The organism is Ehrlichia muris subsp. eauclairensis, from assembly GCF_051097115.1.
Classification (GTDB): domain Bacteria; phylum Pseudomonadota; class Alphaproteobacteria; order Rickettsiales; family Anaplasmataceae; genus Ehrlichia; species Ehrlichia muris.
The window spans coordinates 788,417-806,054 of record NZ_CP118226.1; the positions used below are offsets into that span (position 1 = coordinate 788,417).

At 29.4% G+C, this 17,638-nt stretch carries 14 protein-coding genes, 1 tRNA gene and 1 pseudogene; 5 read left to right on the forward strand and 11 right to left on the reverse strand.

What is annotated here, in order from left to right:
- Nucleotides 1-175 precede the first annotated feature (175 nt).
- Nucleotides 176-784, reverse strand: a complete 609-nt coding sequence (gene coaE / locus PVA18_RS03190; protein ID WP_045804493.1) for a dephospho-CoA kinase — start codon at nucleotides 782-784, stop codon at nucleotides 176-178.
- Nucleotides 785-1,044: 260 nt separating this feature from the next.
- Between coaE and PVA18_RS03195 the strand changes: the two genes are divergently transcribed.
- Nucleotides 1,045-1,635, forward strand: coding sequence for an L-threonylcarbamoyladenylate synthase (locus tag PVA18_RS03195; protein WP_045804492.1), 591 nt, complete (start codon nucleotides 1,045-1,047; stop codon nucleotides 1,633-1,635).
- 21 nt (nucleotides 1,636-1,656) lie between these two features.
- Here PVA18_RS03195 and PVA18_RS03200 read toward each other — a convergent pair whose 3' ends face one another.
- Nucleotides 1,657-1,854: a Sua5/YciO/YrdC/YwlC family protein gene (locus tag PVA18_RS03200; RefSeq protein WP_269392654.1), complete on the reverse strand. Its 198-nt coding sequence runs from the start codon at nucleotides 1,852-1,854 to the stop codon at nucleotides 1,657-1,659.
- A 313-nt stretch (nucleotides 1,855-2,167) separates the two neighbouring features.
- Between PVA18_RS03200 and PVA18_RS03205 the strand changes: the two genes are divergently transcribed.
- Nucleotides 2,168-3,055, forward strand: a complete 888-nt coding sequence (locus PVA18_RS03205; protein ID WP_045804491.1) for an AAA family ATPase — start codon at nucleotides 2,168-2,170, stop codon at nucleotides 3,053-3,055.
- Between the two features lie 342 nt (nucleotides 3,056-3,397).
- Nucleotides 3,398-3,682 (forward strand): HU family DNA-binding protein, encoded by a 285-nt coding sequence (locus tag PVA18_RS03210; protein ID WP_045804490.1) that lies wholly within the window; start codon nucleotides 3,398-3,400, stop codon nucleotides 3,680-3,682.
- Here PVA18_RS03210 and PVA18_RS03215 read toward each other — a convergent pair whose 3' ends face one another.
- Nucleotides 3,683-4,399 carry a pyridoxine 5'-phosphate synthase gene (locus tag PVA18_RS03215; RefSeq protein ID WP_045804489.1) on the reverse strand — a complete coding sequence of 239 codons (717 nt, stop codon included), beginning with the start codon at nucleotides 4,397-4,399 and terminating at the stop codon, nucleotides 3,683-3,685.
- A 66-nt stretch (nucleotides 4,400-4,465) separates the two neighbouring features.
- On the reverse strand, nucleotides 4,466-5,026 hold the full coding sequence (locus tag PVA18_RS03220; RefSeq protein WP_180384232.1) for an adenylyltransferase/cytidyltransferase family protein: 561 nt from the start codon (nucleotides 5,024-5,026) through the stop codon (nucleotides 4,466-4,468).
- Nucleotides 5,027-5,497: 471 nt separating this feature from the next.
- Here PVA18_RS03220 and PVA18_RS03225 point away from each other — a divergent pair, with 471 nt between their 5' ends.
- Nucleotides 5,498-6,427: a hypothetical protein gene (locus PVA18_RS03225; RefSeq protein ID WP_231568485.1), complete on the forward strand. Its 930-nt coding sequence runs from the start codon at nucleotides 5,498-5,500 to the stop codon at nucleotides 6,425-6,427.
- A 526-nt stretch (nucleotides 6,428-6,953) separates the two neighbouring features.
- Here PVA18_RS03225 and dnaA read toward each other — a convergent pair.
- The 5 genes and pseudogenes from dnaA to PVA18_RS03250 all read right to left on the reverse strand — a co-directional run bounded on the left by dnaA (nucleotide 6,954) and on the right by PVA18_RS03250 (nucleotide 12,922).
- Nucleotides 6,954-8,347, reverse strand: a pseudogene (gene dnaA, locus PVA18_RS03230) (chromosomal replication initiator protein DnaA).
- Between the two features lie 278 nt (nucleotides 8,348-8,625).
- Nucleotides 8,626-9,426, reverse strand: a complete 801-nt coding sequence (locus PVA18_RS03235) for an SDR family oxidoreductase (RefSeq protein ID WP_045804647.1) — start codon at nucleotides 9,424-9,426, stop codon at nucleotides 8,626-8,628.
- Nucleotides 9,427-9,530: 104 nt separating this feature from the next.
- A tRNA-Asp gene (locus tag PVA18_RS03240) sits at nucleotides 9,531-9,605 on the reverse strand.
- Between the two features lie 458 nt (nucleotides 9,606-10,063).
- A complete protein-coding gene (gatB, locus tag PVA18_RS03245) occupies nucleotides 10,064-11,515 on the reverse strand; it encodes an Asp-tRNA(Asn)/Glu-tRNA(Gln) amidotransferase subunit GatB (protein ID WP_045804485.1) in 1,452 nt (483 codons plus the stop codon).
- Nucleotides 11,516-11,548: 33 nt separating this feature from the next.
- Nucleotides 11,549-12,922: a malonyl-CoA decarboxylase gene (locus tag PVA18_RS03250; RefSeq protein WP_045804484.1), complete on the reverse strand. Its 1,374-nt coding sequence runs from the start codon at nucleotides 12,920-12,922 to the stop codon at nucleotides 11,549-11,551.
- Between the two features lie 147 nt (nucleotides 12,923-13,069).
- Here PVA18_RS03250 and ssb point away from each other — a divergent pair, with 147 nt between their 5' ends.
- Nucleotides 13,070-13,543, forward strand: a complete 474-nt coding sequence (gene ssb, locus PVA18_RS03255; protein ID WP_045804483.1) for a single-stranded DNA-binding protein — start codon at nucleotides 13,070-13,072, stop codon at nucleotides 13,541-13,543.
- An 834-nt stretch (nucleotides 13,544-14,377) separates the two neighbouring features.
- Here the strand turns inward: ssb and PVA18_RS03260 are convergent.
- Together PVA18_RS03260 and PVA18_RS03265 are read right to left on the reverse strand one after the other, a co-directional pair.
- Nucleotides 14,378-15,613 (reverse strand): MFS transporter, encoded by a 1,236-nt coding sequence (locus tag PVA18_RS03260; RefSeq protein WP_045804482.1) that lies wholly within the window; start codon nucleotides 15,611-15,613, stop codon nucleotides 14,378-14,380.
- A gap of 418 nt (nucleotides 15,614-16,031) precedes the next feature.
- Nucleotides 16,032-17,270, reverse strand: coding sequence for an MFS transporter (locus PVA18_RS03265; protein ID WP_045804646.1), 1,239 nt, complete (start codon nucleotides 17,268-17,270; stop codon nucleotides 16,032-16,034).
- Nucleotides 17,271-17,638: the final 368 nt, after the last annotated feature.

Genomic DNA, 17,638 nt, shown 5'->3' on the forward strand with positions numbered 1-17,638 from the left:
AAGCTGACATTTTAATATTCATACATAGAATCCTAATCAAGTCGAACTAACTTTTAGGTGCTCACAAATACATAATTTTTCGCAAAATACATGTGATAAGACATCCAAATTAAGCTAAGATAATACAGATGAAAAAATACTTTGTTAATAACTTACCTTACTCAATTGAACATTATCAGTAATTTAGATATTTACTTTTATTACTGATATCAAACATTATTTTTTTGATTTGAAGTAATACATCACTTTTACTTAATCCAGTTTTAATAGTAAAATCTGCAAATTTTTTTCTATCATTTTCAGAGAACTGTATAGTCATAATTAACTCAAATTCCTTTACAGATAAGCCCCTACACAATACCCTTTGCATTTGTAAGAATCTATTTGTTGTGATATGAATAATAAAATTACAACAACTATAAAAATTAGATTCTATTAATAGAGGAACATCAAGCACTACATATCTAGTTGATTGCCTGTGATGAAACATAATAAATTCTTTTTGTTTTTTTAAAATCATCGAATGCAATACTGATTGAAATTCAATCCACAAATGACTATAAGTAAAAAAGTGACGTCTTAAATTACTCTTATTAACCACTCCATTACTGACAGAGTCTGGAAAATATGTATTAACAAGCTCAATAACATTGTTATCATGGCTATATAAATCATGTACAACTTGATCAGCATCAAACACCACTGCCTTAAAAAAAGTTCTAAAATAGCTCGCAACTAGACTTTTACCAGCACCTATACCACCAGTTAACCCAAAAATTACCATAATTATGAAATAGTTGCTATCAAATATAGGACAAATGCATCATAATTCCCTATCATATATAAAACTATATTAATAAAAATGACAGTAAAACTTCTTTTGATATAGAAAACAAAAAATAAATTGTCACAGATTCATAAAAAATTCCACATCTTTGTAAACAAGTATCTATATAAAATATTTAATTGCCTCCACAGTATAACTCTATCATTAACATTACATTTGTATTATTAATTATATAGAAAAATTAACTTATATATAAAATGATTTCACAAGCAGTACAAGCATTAAAAAACAAACACTTAATACTATTTCCTACCGAAACTGTATATGCATTAGCTGGAGATGCATACAGCATTGAAGCAATACAAAAAATATATCAAATAAAATGCAGATCACATAATAAACCCTTATCACTACTACTTGGTAACATTGACAAAATTAAACAGTTCTCTACCCTTACAAAACACGCAAATCAGATAATACAGAAACTTTCTCCGGGAGCAATCACTTTTGTACTACCAATTCATAACTACAATAATTTACCTAGACAATTCTTTAATAATACTATTGGAATAAGAATCCCAGACCACCCCATAGCTTTAGAAATATTAAATAATTTTGATAATCCTGTTGTAGGAACAAGCGTTAATATTTCCGGACAACCTAGTATTACTGCTTTACATCAAGTTCAAGAAACAATCAAACAGAATATTTCAGTCATAATAGAAGATGACAATTTAGTAAAAGGCATTGAATCAACAGTAATTGATTTAACATCATACAAAATACTAAGAGAAGGAGCAGTGTCAAAAAAGAAAATTCAGGATGTAATACAAAATATTGTAAATTAGGTTATGAGTACTAATTTTATACTAAACAGGATTATCAAAATTATTTAATATTTCTAAAGCTATGGGGTGGTCTGGGATTCTTATTCCAATAGTATTATTAAAGAATTGTCTAGGTAAATTATTGTAGTTATGAATTGGTAGTACAAAAGTGATTGCTCCCGGAGAAAGTTTCTGTATTATCTGATTTGCGTGTTTTGTAAGGGTAGAGAACTGTTTAATTTTTTAAATATACTTTGTACATGAAAAACTCCTATTAACTTGTAAAGCCTAAGTTATTTTATTAATGAATTACTGCCAATCCCCAGTACAGTTATATCCTTATAATTTTACTGTAAACAGCTACAAACAATTTTTATCTTAGCATTATTTAACTTAGTGAATATTGTTGAAAAATAAAATCAGTATTTACAAAAAAAATATCCACGTCATACTGATTAATTATTATAATCAAAGAATTAGTTGGATAATTTTCTCCTGACTAACTTATCTTTGTATTTAGATGTTTAAGATATCTCAAATAAAATTTTAAAATATGGATAAGATTGTAGGACACACATTAGCAAAAAATACACTAATACACAATACTCATATACAATCATGGCTAATCTATGGTAATAGAGGCATTGGAAAAGCAACACTGGCATGTCACTTTGCTCAATATCTAACACAATCAACAAACTTAACCCACTGTAACCCTGACCTTTTAATAATTAATGATAATGAAGAAATAATAGGAATAGAAAAAATTAGAAACATAAAAAACTTTCTTTATTTAAGCACAGCAAGATTTAAATACAGAATAGTAATAGTGGATAGCATTGATAACCTAACTATCAATGCCATCAATGCAATGCTTAAAATTCTAGAAGAAACCCCTAACAATTCTATTATTATCTTAATTAGTCATAATCTACATAAAATCCCAGCAGTTATAAGGTCAAGATGCTTTACATTAGGGTTATCAGATCTTAATCCATACGAAACACAACAGGTTGTTAAAAACAACTTCCCACACCTAGATTACAAAAAAATAAGTCATATCTATCCAGGAACCCCAGGAATGGTCAATCAAGATATTGATAAAGAAATTGAACTATACGAATGCTTCATTTCAATACTTTTCAATCAATATGATAACACAACAATAGAAAATGCGATAACAACTGAGATCAGCTTTTACAAAGTAGAACATATATTATTTACTATCATATTAGACCTAGCAAAAGAAACATTAGGTATATCAACAAATTTAAGTGATTACAAGCACCTAACTGATAACATAAAGAATAAAATCAACATTGATCAATTACTATCAAAACTATCTCAAGCACAACAATTAATATCTTATGTAAAAAAATTTCAATTAGATAAAAAATCAGTAATGCTCAACTTGATTAATATCATAATTAATTTACTATAAATTACAGTCAATTTTTTAATTTAACATATTTAGAATCGGCAATTTAGAAATAATAAAATTATATATTACCAATAATATCAATTAAATATAAAGGTCAAAAATCATCAAAAGCACCCAAATATAATTTGAATATGTTGCTATTACAAAATATTTACTAAATTTTACATCTATATTAATATAGTCATAATTTTGCTAAAAAATTTATAAAAAATATTATTATCTACTTAAAATTGCAGGCTAATTAATCATGCTTTAAGTAATAACAAATAAATTTAGTTGACTATATGAACTAACCTAATATCCTAAATCTTGTTCAGTTATGTAAAATTAGGAGTTTAAGTTATGAGTAAGGATATGGTAGTGAGAACACTTATGGGAGAGTTGGGATTAACAAAAAAGGTATCAAGTCAAGCTTATGATCTAGTAATGCTAAGTATACAAAACGCATTAGAAACTTCTCATCTAATAAGGTTGCACAATGTTGGAACACTATATGTTATTCAATGTGCAGAAAAAAAATATCACAACCCTAAAACCGGAAAGTTAGAAACGCTAGCTCCTAAAAAAAGAGTAAGATTCAGATCAAGCAAAAAGTTATCAAATGCTATTAACTATTTAGATAATTAATTAAGATGTACTAGTAATGACCTTTTTCATTTTATAAACGGACATACCTATGCCATGTAGTACAGATTCACAAATTAAAAAATGCCCTATGTTAAGTGCTGATATGTATGGTATTTTTGCTATAATACCAGCACTGTGATAATTTAAGCCGTGTCCAGCATGACAGTTTATATTTTGTTGGTAGCAGTATTCTGCAGCTCTTTTTATCTGCAGTAGTGTATCTTGTGTAACATTGTTACAATATTTTCCAGTATGTAGTTCTATATTATCAGCATGTAGTTTTTTTGCTTGGTCAATTTGATCTACATCAGGTTCAACAAACAATGTAACATCTATGCTATGGGCATGCAATTTATCAATAAATGACGCTAAATAGGAAGAAATACGTTTTGTATCCAACCCTCCTTCTGTTGTAAGTTCTTGTCTTTTTTCAGGAACTAAACAGACACATTTTGGCTTTACCTCTATTGCTATTGATAACATTTCATCAGTTGCGGCAATTTCTAAATTCAATGGAACTTTTAAATTCTCTTTTAACCTAAAAACGTCATTATCTTTTATATGCCTGCGATCTTCTCTCAAATGCACAGTTATAAAATCTGCACCATAATTTACTGCTATATTTGCTACTTCAAGAATATCTGGATAATCAATACCCCTTGCATTACGCAACGTTGCAACATGATCAATATTAACTCCTAAAGCAACACCTGACATAAGACCCTCTCATACATCTATGATCAAAGTATATTATATATTATCAATAAAAATTTTACACAAATACTATATTTTATTTAAAGCATATCCTCTAATTTGAGAAGACGAGATATAATAAGGTCTTAATCTAATAAATATCCATCCATATTGATAATTTAACAACAACTGAAAATTCACAAAATACACACTTCTCATATAACTAGCAAAAGGAGTATTTAAAGACCGATATACATTTTTGCTACGCTCAAAAACTACAATTGGCAATAATTTACAAAAATCTTTCCATCTATACCAATAATGAAAAGAAAAAAGATTATCATCTCCCATTAACCATACAAATTTAATATTTTTAAACTTCTTAAATTTAGCCACAACATTATAACTATAGCACTCTTCAACCTTAACGACACTTACTCTTGTATCACTAGAAACTAACTGCTGAGATAAAGCTATCCTATCTTCAATATTATAACCACCATCAAATTTTAAAGGATTATAAGATACAACCAACCACCATACTCTATTTATACCTAACCTTTTAATAGCTTCTTGAGTAATATATAAATGACCGTAATGTGGAGGATTAAAAGATCCACCTAATAACCCAACTGTTAAATTTTTCATCATAACAAAACTTATAAAAATACTTTATGACACTCAAATATATAATAAATAACTTATTATAATCATTACTTATAACTAACACTTTACAAGTACTACATAAACTTAGTAAGTAGTTGATTATATATAGAATAAAATCTAATCTTTTCATCACGAAGATTCATACAATCCAAATAAAAATATATCGACTCTAAACAACTCCACAACCACAGTAAAAACTATTAAAAAACTGTATATAATGTATTACACTAGTATCAAGTTATTTAATAAATTCGTCTTATAACCTTAAAGATTCTTAACTTAATTTGTACGAAATAATACATAAATGTAATATGTTTATTGATTAACCAACATCTTGAAGTATAATTTATGGATTATCAATGAGTTAATTTTTTAAAAATGTTTTACCCTACACGAGATCTGAAAACAATATATTCTAAAGACAATACAGTATGTGTAGAACATATACTAAGCTGCATGAATGACACAGATGAACAACTACAAATATATAGTAAGAACCTATTACATGAATATATAGAACAAACAAAACAAAAACTCAACAACCAGAGAAAAAATCCTGAAGATATTCAAGCACATATTTCAAGTGAAAGCTTTTACCACGAAGCATCAAGTCATGTTGACTATACGCTTACTCACTATATTATAGACCATCTATCTGATAATAACTATATAGGACACAACAAAACAAAAATACTAACTAATTGTACAAAACGCCTGGAACATACAAGAAAAAGCATGATAATGCAAGGAGTATATAAGCTTTCATTGCTAGCTGAATTTAATAAGTTAATGCAAGATATATCCGACGAAGAATTTAAAGAATTAACCGAAACAATAATAGCGTGCTCTCATCTAAAAACAGATCTTACTGAGCAACAGCAAAAGGCTCTAGAAGGGGCCATGGAATCATATAATCACGAACAACACGGTTTTTCACTTGAATCAGTACGCAACTTTGCAGAAGAAGCAACAGGAATTGATATACGCAATCCAATGTCTTCTATAAAGAAAAAATTAGGTTTTAATAAACCAGCAGAGACAAAGCAGCCCTTAGGGTCTATGGATGAAAAACTAGTTAATATACTAACTAGCCCATACAGTTGCTACTATTTCATATTAGGTACTCTTACATTTGGTCTTGGAGGTCTCGCAGGGCCACTACTACCATTGCTTGTTATAACCACTGTTGGCAAAAGTCTATACAGTATGGTTACAGAAGACAAAGGCAAAGAAGGAACTATTCATAATCCTTTTCAAGAAGGAGTAATAAAACAACCAAGAACAACTGAAAGGCCACAAAACTACACTACAATATTAGAACAACGTAAGAAAGAAGCAAGTGAGCAACACGATACAAATAAACCACAAACTAGCAAGCAATTATAATTACAATATTACTCATAAAAATTCGCATTAGTTAAAATGCATGAAATACTTACTACTACTCTCCATATTAAAAGCTATAGAACAATCCAAAGAAGATCATAAAATTACACTGCTATACAGAGAAGAATAAACAATAAGCTGTCGATAAATCACAAATTAGCAGGCAATTATAATTACAATATTACTCACATAAAATGTGCATTAGTTAAGATTCATGAAATACCTAGTACTACTTTCCATATTTAAAAGCTATAAAATAATCAAAGAAGATCATAAAATTACACTGCAATACAAACCCGATATACAAAAGAAGAATAAACAATAAGATATGGATAAACCACAAGCTAGCAAGTAATTAAAAATTTGTACAAGTTAAATGCCATCAAATACTTGAAATAACTTTCAACATCGAAAAATACGTATGAATTTTACTAGATTAAATAAATCTAAGATACAAAAACATACACCATAGCAAATAGCAGGACAACACAACAATAAAGTCCTCCGATGTTACACACCTTATGATTTACCTTAACATTCTAGTCAATAAATTAATATCATCCCTCAACTTACTATCTGTATCTATTAACTTTTCTATTTGCTTAACAGCATGAATTACTGTAGCATGATCTCTACCTCCAAAACTCTTTCCGATCTCTGGTAAACTCTTTTGAGTTAGTTTCTTTGATAGATACATTGCTACCTGCCTAGGACGGGCTAAAGTCCTTAATCTCCTAGTAGAATACATATCAGTCATCTTAATATTAAAGAACTCAGCAACCTTTTTTTGAATACATTCCAATGTTACTGATCTATGATTTGCACGTAACAAATCAGATAAAATATCACTAGCTGAATCCAAAGTAATACTACAACCAACTAATGAAGAATGTGCTACTACCTTATTAAGTGCACCTTCCAATTCTCTAATATTGGATTTGATATTTTTTGCTAAAAACTCTAATACTTTATTTGGGATATTAATACCCATTTTTTCAACTTTCAGCTGCAATATACCTAATCGTAGCTCAAAAGTTGTCTCATTGATATCCGCTACTAAGCCCCAACCTAATCTTGACTTTATTCTTTCTTCAACTCCATCCAAATCACTAGGTGATCTATCAGCAGATATTACTAATTGCTTATTCTGATCTATTAATGCATTAAAAGTGTGAAAAAATTCTTCCTGAGTACTGTCCTTACCACTAATAAATTGAACATCATCAACCATCAAGATATCTACAGAACGAAATTGTTCTTTAAACAACATTATGTCCTTGCTCCTTAATGCTGTAACATACTGGTACATAAATTTTTCCGCTGAAAGATAAGCTATTTTTCTTTTGAAGAAGATTTGATAATATACCAAGCAATAGCATGCATTAAATGAGTTTTACCAAGTCCAACTCCACCATATAGAAATAAAGGATTACTTCCAGATATTGGTTCGCTAGACTCTGCTACTCTCCTTGCTGCAGCAAAAGCAAGTTCATTTGGTTTTCCCACCACAAAATTGTCAAAAGTAAACCTAGGATCTAAAGGAGAACTCAAATGGTCATAATTATTCCTTACTTCCTTATCTTGTTGATCTTTAATATTAACTAGTAAATTAGTATCTTGATTATTCACAACGCAAATATCTACAGAACAAACACTTTGATCCTCATCTTGCCAATATTTTAAAATTTGATCCAAGTAGTGCACTAATATCCATTCTTTGATAAACCTAGTAGGAGCAGAAAGTAGAACTCTACCACCTTCATTATTAACATACACTAGTACACTCAACCAACTATCATATATGGCATTACCATAAAACTTATGTAATTTGCTTTGAATCTCTTTCCAAATTACCTGGCTATCAGATCGAAATCTTTCTTTTATATAATCCCCTAAAAGCCCAGTACCACCATCATTCATATAGCCAATCCAAAACTACAATCACAACTCGAGAAACCATAAAACCCATTAGTATCACCAATTACTGAGAGTTATGATCCTCTGTATTATACAATAGAAAAACAAACTCATCCATCAATTTCCCATAAAGAGATCAAATCTTCTTTAATGTATAGCAATATACAACTAAAAATTCACTCAGTGAAACAAATTTATACATATAACTAAAGAAAAAAATATCACGAATTAAAATAATAAAAAACTCAATACCATATTTAAATAGATATAATATTTTTGATTTATTTAGCCTCAATATAATTAATATCAGGAGCATCTATTGCTTTCATACCTATAGCATGATACCCACTATCAACATACAAAATTTCCCCTGTAGTACCTTTACCTAAATCACTTAGTAAATAAAGTGCTGCTCCACCTACATCTTCTATTGTAGTATTACGCCTCAAAGGCGCATTATATTTATTCCATGTCAATATGTAATGGAAATCTCCTATTCCAGAAGATGCTAAAGTTCTTACCGGTCCAGCAGAAATAGCATTAACCCTGATATTCTGAGAACCTAAATCAACAGCTAGATACTTTACACTTGCTTCTAAAGCTGCTTTACACACCCCCATCACGTTATAGTGAGGCATTACTTTCTGAGCACCATAATAAGATAACGTCAATATACTACCTCCATTACACATAATCTTCTCCGCTTTTTTAGCAAGATAAGTAAGCGAGTAACATGATATATGCATAGATGTCAAAAAATTATTTAGTGATGTATCAATATACCTACCCTTCAGCTCGTTTTTATCAGAAAAAGCAACAGCATGCACTAAAAAATCTATACTCTCCCATTCATTACTAAGCTGTACAAACATACTATCCACAGTATCTTCTTTAGATACATCACATTGCAACACTAACTTCACACCTATAGATTCTACTAGAGGATCTATTCTTTTCTTAAAAACATCAGATAAATAAGTTACTGCTATATCTGCTCCATGCATAGCTAAGGTTTTAGCAATCCCCCAGGCTAAAGATTTATCATTAGCAATCCCAATAATTAACCCTTTTTTTCCTTTCATTATATCACTAGCAAGCACCAATATCTCCTTATTTCTTAGACATGCCTTTACAATACTACAAAATTAACAGGTTACAAAACTATAATAAAAAAATTTTCAAGATGCGGGAGCGACGAGACTCGAACTCGCGGCCTTAAGCGTGACAGGCTTACGTTCTAAACCAACTGAACTACGCCCCCGATAAACATAAGTCTATAATGCTAACTAGCATAAAAAACTGTCAATAAGGCTTTATTCTTATTTAACCTTATAGCTCTTACATAATAAAAACCCACAGAGTTTAATAACATTATCTAATACTTATTGCAATCAAATAATGTAAAAAATATACAAAATTATAGAATTTAGACTATTTTCAATTTATAACAACATTGTTTCCTATCTTTACATACTACATAGAAACAACTTTGATAGAAAACATGTTATTCAGTCTCAAACTGATTTCAGTGCCCCCAACACACAACTAACTGACATTTATATGTTTTAGAAATAATCATATAACTAATGTTCAAGCACATTTCAATCAAACTATTAATTCAATAACATATTTTAATAACAATAATTAATAGATGAATTAAATAATGAATGTGTTAGTTCTTACACTTGCAATAAATATTACTTTGCATCAACAATATAACTATTTATTTTCTAACTGCTGCTTGATAATAGAATTCACTATATCAGGGTTTGCTTTACCTTGCGTTTCTTTCATCACCTGACCTACAAAATACCCAAATAGCTTTTCCTTACCTTGTTTGTATTCTTCAACCTTACTTGTATTATCTTGTAAAACTTTTTCCACAACTGCAAACAACACATTTGTATCACTCAGTTGTCTTAATCCATGTTCATTGACTATCAATGCAGGTGATTTACCTGACTCAAACATCATATCAAATACCTGCTTTGCTATCTTCCAAGAAATAGTATTATCAACCATTAGATCAAGCAATTGTATTAAATGTTCAGCTTTTACTGAAGATTCATTAATAGTAATCCCAAGCTTATTCAACCTACTAAAAAGTTCGCCTGTTATCCAAGATGCTGCAAGTTTTGCATCATGCTTTTCTACAACCTTTTCGAAATATATAGCAACATCCTTATCAGAAGATAGAATACCTGCATCATATTTACTGAGATTAAAATCACTAATATAACGATCTCTTTTTTGCATAGGTAACTCTGGCAAGGATGATTTTACATGATTTATATACTGATCATCAATTTTTAATGGAAACAAGTCAGGATCTGGAAAATATCGATAATCATGGGCATCTTCCTTAGTCCTAATCACTCTTGTTTGTCCTAAATCAACATCAAATAACAACGTATTCTGAGTTAGTATTTCTCCATTCTCCAACGCATTAACTTGTTTATTTGCTTCATACTCTATAGCTTGCATAACATAACGAATGGAATTAAGATTTTTTATTTCAGATCTTACCCCAAATTCACTACTTCCAACAGGTTTTACTGAAACATTCGCATCACAACGCAAAGAACCTTTTTCCATATCTCCATCACATGTCTCTATAAAACGCAATATCATACGTAACTTTTTTAGATATTCTGCAACTTCTTCAACAGATCTTAAATCAGGTTCCGATACTATTTCCATTAATGCAATACCTACCCTATTGAAGTCTAGATAAGTCTTATTAGATTCATGAATACTTTTCCCAGCATCTTGCTCAAGATGAATCCTAGCAATACGAACCTCCTTCTTCATATCATGATCTTCTAAAAGAATTTTACCTTGTGTCGCTATAGGATAATAAAACTGCGTTATTTGATAACCAGAAGGCAGATCAGGATAAAAATAATTCTTTCTATCAAAAACTGAATACTTATTAATCTGACATGATAAAGCAATTCCAGTTTTTACTGCCTGATAAATACAATATTCATTAAGCACAGGTAACATACCTGGCATTGCCACATCAAAAAGCGATACTTGTGTATTAGGCAAAGCATCATAAGTTTTTGCTAAAGCACTAGAAAATAATTTAGAATTGGAAATAACTTGTGCATGAACTTCCAGTCCTATTACCACTTCCCAATCACATCTATTTCCTTTGATAATTCTCATAAAAATATATCATTTTAAATAAAACATATTAAATCAACGCTTTAATAGTGACAACACTTCTTTTGAACAATTAATTTTCTTATTAATTACGTAATTTTCATAATTGTCATCTATCTTAGACAATTCATAATGGTAGTTTACCATGATACCCATTGAACTACTCAATCCTTTTTCAGAAATATCAGCCATCCAATTTAATTGTTTTATAATTGCTCCATTACTTAAATGAAAATGTGCTACTGGATCTAATGCCTTATCAGAATTTTTCGCTCTTACTAAATAATAAGCACATAATTTTAAAAATAAATTTTTAATATCCTGAGATAAATCAGCATATTGTTTTGCATTAACGTATGACATTATCTCATCAATAGATGCAGTAATTTTTAACTCATTTAGCAGTTCAAGACAATCTGGTAAAGTATTCATAACCCACCTAATAAAACCTGGAATTGGAGAAAGAGTTGCATAAATTTTAATATTTTGAAATTCCTCTGATAACTTATTCACAACACGTTTTATCAAAAAATTACCTAAACTAATCCCAGAAAGTCCTCTCTGAGTATTTGAAATTGAATAAAAAATAGCCACCTTTGCATTCTTCGGATCCTTAGCTGGCACTTGAGAATCCAACAACATTTGTATACTAGTAGCCATTTCACCAATAAGAGCTACTTCTACAAAAATTAAAGGTTCTCTTGACATTTTATAATGAAAGAAAGAAAAACACCTACGGTCTGAATCTAATCTATCTCGTAAATCATCCCATGAAGAAATGGCATGAACTGCTTCATATAAGATCAACTTTTCTAATAAAGAAGCAGGAGAATCCCATGTAATTTGATGTAAGTCTAAAAGGCCAATATCAAACCAGTAAGATAATATATTTCTTAAATCTTTCTCTAGCGAAAAAAACAATTGATTCTTATTTAACCGAATTACATCAGCTCTCATATCAACAATAAATTTTAAACCATCAGGTAATGAAATAAATTGCTTAAGTATACGTAATCTAGGAGATTCTAAAACTGTCATCAATTCAAATTCGTACTTTCTTTTGCCATTTTCATTTACTTCACGTATATAATCTCCTATCTTTTCATCTATCTCAACTCTATCAGCACTAAATTTCTCTTCCAACAACTTTAGAAAAGCTATTTTACCAACGTCAGACAAATTCAAATATAAATTACCTAAAGATATAGTATTATACCTTGCTTTAATATCACCACCCTTTGGGTTAACACATTCTTTCATTTTTTCATAAAGATCAGTAATATCTTGATCCCTAGTTAAATCCTTATTAATGCTGCCAATCCAAGAAAATATTGCATCAGCCATTTCCCCCATAACTTTAAAAACACCATTTATTGTTTTATTTCTTATTACTGGTAATGAGTTATCCATTGTAAACCACAATTAGAGTAAATGTTTTAAATAACACTATTCCATGCTATTAGTCCATTTTTTTTAGAATATAACAACAAAATTATTGACTGAATTGTTAATAAAATATGATAATAACCCTTGTTAACTTACAATGAAGATACAACTATGTCGACTATCGGTGTAAACAAGGTAATCTTAATAGGCAATCTAGGCAAAGATCCAGATATTAGGGTAATGCAAAATGGAAAAGAAATGGCAAGTTTTTCTATCGCCACATCAGAAAGCTGGATAGACAAGACATCGGGCATACGTACAGAAAAAACAGAATGGCATAACATAGTAGTCTTCAATGAAGGTTTAATAAAAATTATAAAAAACTGTATACGCAAAGGAAGCAAAATATATATTGAAGGGTCGTTAAGAACAAGAAAGTGGACAGACCAAAATAATATAGATCGTTATACAACAGAGGTTATTTTACAAGGGTTTAACTCAGCATTGTATATGCTGGATGCGAAAAATAATACAACAGATAGCAATGTTATACCTGACGATTATATCGATAAAAGTCTGAACAAAGAAAATTTTCAAGACAGCAATTGTGATGATATAATTATTGACGATGAAATACCATTCTAGTTATAACTTTAATTCACCATACATGTATAAACATTTACATTATTTATTATCATTATGTGTTTCCAGTGTTAATATATAGGTTTACTAAATAACACTAAAGTGTCATTTCGCCGCTACTTAATTTAAAGTGCACATATGAAATTTAACTCCTACTAATGGGTTTTTTAAACAAGTTACTTTAATGGCAATAAAAAACACGTCTACTGAAATTAAGCATCATTTTAACTTTTATAACAACAGATATTATAATAAATGGCATATTTTACATACAAATTTGCTTTAAATAACAGTTGAGAGACACAGTTATCAGTCAGTTATTTCATATTCATATTAAAATACTCAGTGCTATCATGAATCTTGCAATATAAATCATGTTTATTACAGTATAAACTCACATCAAACATATAGTCATATATTACAAGCACTGATTTACAAATTTTAGATGTTAATTAAAAACAAAATTATTGATATGTACAAATACTCAACTACTTGCTGTAGTATTTTGTATAACACACAGTTCATAGTGATACAAACCCACACAAAAAACTTTGCCTAGTCTATACATATACCATAAAATAAGAGATACTATTTGTAATAAAACTATGCAGAATCAATATCCCTTGATTAAAATAGCCCTGTAATAACCTTATATACAAGATTCACATCTCAACATGTAAATTATTGAATATCAAGAGACATATATTACATTAACTTTACAATAAAGTTATAAGTATAAAATAACAATAAACACTCAATTACATAAAATTACAGACTAAGCAGCAAATGTGGAGTATTTCAAAACAATTTAACGATTAATAACATTAAACCGAACCGTTATTTAAACACACTCTCATATTCAATAACTTTCTTGTTTTTCTTGAGACAATAAAAACCATATAAAGAAAGCAAAGCATAAAAATCTACACAAAGTACAGGAGAAATACCTAATTTTGTCAACCATAAAAACACTACAGGGGTCAACATACCAAAACACCCTATTGCAACATTGCATGAAACTGAATATCCAGTTTGCCTAACATTAGCTGGGAATAAAAGCATAATTATAGCAGAAAGAGGTGTTGAACACATACCTAAAGAAAATGCTATAAGAAAATAAGTTACAATAGATTTACCAAAAAACCACACAAGCGGAGATATACCTAAAACAAAAAACACCTGAAGACATAATGCAACAGTTGTAGTCTTATATATCCTACACAACATAGAAGCTAGACAACATGACAAAGTTATTGTCAAAATCAATAAAGCATATATTGTCATACTTACTTTGCTTTGTACACCTAAGAATACAAAGAAAGTATAGAATAAAGAGTTACAAAAAGGCACAAAAATAAGTGTTATTACACAAGGTTTTTTACAATTTGATATTACATCTAAAATAGGTATTTTAGAAATTTTACTCTTGCTTTTATAATCCAAATACTCTCTACTCTCCTCAATAGAAGCACGTAAGAAAGGTAATGATAAAGACATTGCTAACCCTATGGCAAATGGAATTCTCCACCCCCAAGAATAAAATTGAGTCTCTGGAATTAAATTATAGCATAGTTTAAACACAAAACATCCAACTGCACCACCAAATATTGCTACTAGAAAATGACTCCCCATCGCGTAAGCAATATTACGATTATTCCTTATATTTTCTGCCATTAAAATGACAGCTCCTATTTCTCCAGAAAAGGACAATCCCTGTAAAATACGAAACACTATTAGTAAAATAGGCGATAATACCCCTATAGATTCAAAAAGTGGCAGAAAAGTTATTCCACCCACTGATATAATAAGTAAAGTTACAGAGCTCAATAAAACAACTTTTCTACCATACTTATCACTAATATAACCAAACAACAATGATCCAAAAGGTCTAACAAAAAAAGCTATTCCAAACGTCATAAATGATAATAATAGAGCAAAATTTTCAGTTAGATGAGAAAAAAACATCTGACTAAATATTTTACTAAAATTCCCATACACCAAGAAATCATAGCACTCTATAAATGCACATAGAAGTACTGATAACATTGATTTTACATTGGAATTTGTTGACATACTATATACTTATTAAATACTAATATTAACATAACTACAACCATTAGTTACGTATGTCAATTATTATTAAGTAAACAAACAATTAACTAAGATTCATTATAACTTACAACCTATTATACATATACTTAATTATAGGATTGTTTTACAAATGATAATGAATTAACAGTGAAACAGAGTTTGAAAAAGATATTCTAGGTTTAACATATATCATATGCTAAAGCTATGAAATAAAGTCTTATCACTAACCGCTAATGAACAATTAGCTATTATAATAAAACGCATATAACAAAAACTATATAAAATGGCAATCACTGTAAAACCAATGTTTATGCCTAATCAAGCACACATTATATCTCTACAAAGTAATTACCTAATCTATTTGCCCAGTCCTACATACAGTATTGGTCTAAATTCTAATTTAAAGACATAACACTTTCCCATATTTATATTTCTTCAAAAACAAAAGATTAAGTAAAGATAATGACATAAAGAAACTTAAATAAAATATAGGAGATATATCCAACCGAGTTATTTCTATCAACCATAAACAAATTATAGGAGTAGCCCCACCAAATACTGCTACTGCAATACTATAACACACTGAAAAACCAGTTTGCCTGATATTAACTGGAAATAAAAATACCAACATAGACAATATAGGAGTTGCATACAAACCTAACACAATTGCTAACACAAAATAACTAATTACAGAGTTAAATCCTAAGAAACATAAAACAGGAATTACACATGTAAAAAACAACACATGAATAACTAATGATACACTTTCAGGTTTGTATACCCGAAAAGCAAGACAGGATATAAAACCTGACACCAACACTGCCAATATTAAGAGACTATAAATTGCCATACTTACTTGTTGCTGTATATTTAAAACCACAAAAAACATATAAAATAAGATATTAGAACTTCCTATTAAACTGCATATCATTATACAAATCTTTTTATGATGTAGTATTATATCCAAAACAGGAACTCTAGAGACCTTTTTGCCAGACATATAATCCAAATATTGCCTACTCTCCTCAATAGAATGACGCAAAAGAGGTAAAAATATAGACATCATCAAACCAACAATAAATGGTATTCTCCACCCCCAAGAGTAAAACTGAGCTTCCGGAATAAGATTATAACACAGCTTAAAAGTAAAAGACCCAACTGCTCCTCCAAGTATTGCTATCGCAAAATGTAAGCTTAATACCGTAGGAACTTGCTCTTTCTTAACACTCTCTGCTATTAAAACAATAACACCTACTTCACCTCCAAAAGACAATCCTTGCAAAAAGCGTAACAACACTAATAGAATAGGAGCTAATAAACCTATTGAGTCAACAAGAGGTAAAAATGCAATACCTCCAACTGATAAAATAAGCAAAGCTGCAGATATAAATAAAGATATTCTCCTACCATATTTATCTCCAATATATCCAAACACTAATGACCCAAAAGGCCTAACAAAAAAAGCTATTCCAAATGTCATAAATGACAGTATTAAAGACAAACTTTCACTATTAACTTGAGAAAAAAACATCTTACTAAATATACGCCCAAAATTCCCGTATACCAAAAAATCATAACATTCTATAAAAGCACATAAAAGCATAGACATTATTGCTTTTTTACTGGAACTATGTGACATTTCAGATCCAATACTATAAAAATAAAAACTGAAGAGTACTGTCATTTATCTCTTATGTCAACCACTACCAACAATTAACAAATAGTTAGCTTGTTAACCTAAATCTATAACCATTCAGATACAATTTTTATCAATATCTAAGTTGATTCTCATATTAATCAAGCCACTTCCTTGCCTTTTCTAAAGTTGCATTATATGTATCCATGAACTCTAACTAGAAGAAAATTCACAGAACATTCAAAAAACTTTTGTGGCTAACATAAATATTACATTTAGTAAAGTATAATACATAGATATAATCTTAAAGATCTTAACAATTTTAACACTCTCTCAAATCTGGTATTCCATATAACTTTACAGCCAATATA